At 54.7% G+C, this 1548-nt stretch carries 1 protein-coding gene; it reads right to left on the bottom strand.

What is annotated here, in order from left to right; all coding sequences use genetic code 11:
- Positions 1 to 68 precede the first annotated feature (68 nt).
- Positions 69 to 800 (bottom strand): SDR family NAD(P)-dependent oxidoreductase, encoded by a 732-nt coding sequence (locus tag AC5S26_RS29850; RefSeq protein WP_494188587.1) that lies wholly within the window; start codon positions 798 to 800, stop codon positions 69 to 71.
- Positions 801 to 1548: the final 748 nt, after the last annotated feature.

Below are 1548 nucleotides of genomic sequence, written 5' to 3'. Positions count from 1 at the left end.
CAGGAAGCGGAGGAAGCTCCTGCGGACGAATCCCATTTGATGGACTGGAGCAATACAAAGTCTTGCCGTTAGATCTGGGCGCTACCGCCGTCCACGAAGAGCTCGATCCCGTTGACAAAACTGGAATCGCTGGAGGCAAGGAAGAGGGCGACGGTCGCGATTTCCTCAGGGCGTCCCATTTCGCCGCTTGGGATCTGGGACTTGAAGAATTCCTTGGCGTCGGGTCCGAGGGGATCGAGCATCGGCGTGTCGATCGTACCGGGACTGAGTATGTTCACGCGAATTCTGCGCTCCTTGAGTTCCAACAGCCATGTGCGAGCGAAGGAGCGGACCGCGGCCTTGCTGGCGCTGTAGACGCCGACCGCCGGAAAGCCCTTGATGCTCGCAATGGAGCCGTTCAAAAAGATGGAGCCGTTGTCGTTGAAGAGCGGTAGCGCCTTCTGCACAGTGAAGAGCGTGCCGCGCACGTTGAGGTCGAAGGTGTTGTCAAAGTGCTCTTCGGTGACCTCTTCGAGTTTGGCGAGTTCGCCGCGACCGGCACTGGCGAAGAGGATGTCGATCTTGCCCTTCTCACGTTTGACGGTCTCGTAGAGACGGTCGAGGTCGGCCAGATTGGCGGCATCGCCCTGTACGCCGGTGACGTTTCTGCCAATGAGCTTCACGGCCTCATCAAGCTTATCCTTGCGGCGTCCGGTGATGAAGACGTAGGCGCCCTCTTCGACGAAGAGCTTGGCTGTTGCGAGCGCCATGCCAGAGGTCGCTGCGGTGATGACTGCCACTTTTCCTTTGAGCTTGCTCATATCTTTATCTCTCTTCTGTGTTAGCTTCGAATGTCTTCGAGGCTGCATTGCTGGGCTAGCCTCACTTAGGCCTGGTGAGTGGACGCTTCATGCAGCCGTCCCGAGTGGTAGGCTGTTTTGTCGAGAAAACGTACAGATGAAACTTTTGAAGATCAGCGGTAACTATTACAATCGCGAAGCTGTCGCTGTACGGGCCGTGACGCGGAAAATAAGCCCCAGACAGACCCGACCTGAGGCTTGCGAGTACTAATGGGATGTTGCCTGATTAAATAACACGCGTTGCGGGTATAAATTCCTCAATGGGTTTCGATGACCGAAACGCCTTCCCACAATTCGAGAAAATGGGCTACAGATTCGGGATGCCCTCGCCAAGGGTCCGGCATCGGGGCACAGTGAATTCTTTACGCTGTCGGCTCACGCGTTTCGTTTCTCTTTCGAGCTATACGCATTCCGGAATGACGAAGATTGGTCGCCGTTTCGATGGAAATGGAAATCTGAGAAGTTCTTTCAAACCCGAGGCGAAGCACGATGCCTTGAAAGCTACCATTACTCTATTGACAGTGTTCGCCGGGGAATTTTTCCGACACATAGGAAAATCCGACGCAAACCAAGAGGTCGTGGCTTTCTACAACCAACACCTGGGTGAATCGACGCCTGCGAGTTAGCTAATGTGTGGCTGCTACAAAGACGCTCCGATAAACAGAAGATCGCTGAAGCCTTCGCGGTCAAAGTAAGTCTCGATCAACTG

The organism is Edaphobacter sp. FHG110511_03, from assembly GCF_059115365.1.
The sequence above is the reverse complement of the archived record's forward strand: the minus strand, read 5'-3'. Positions and strand labels throughout refer to the sequence as shown.

What these genes read in the sequence shown, in the direction of transcription:
- AC5S26_RS29850 (WP_494188587.1), bottom strand. Translation starts at nt 800, where the DNA reads ATGAGCAAGCTCAAAGGAAAAGTGGCAGTCATCACCGCAGCGACCTCT.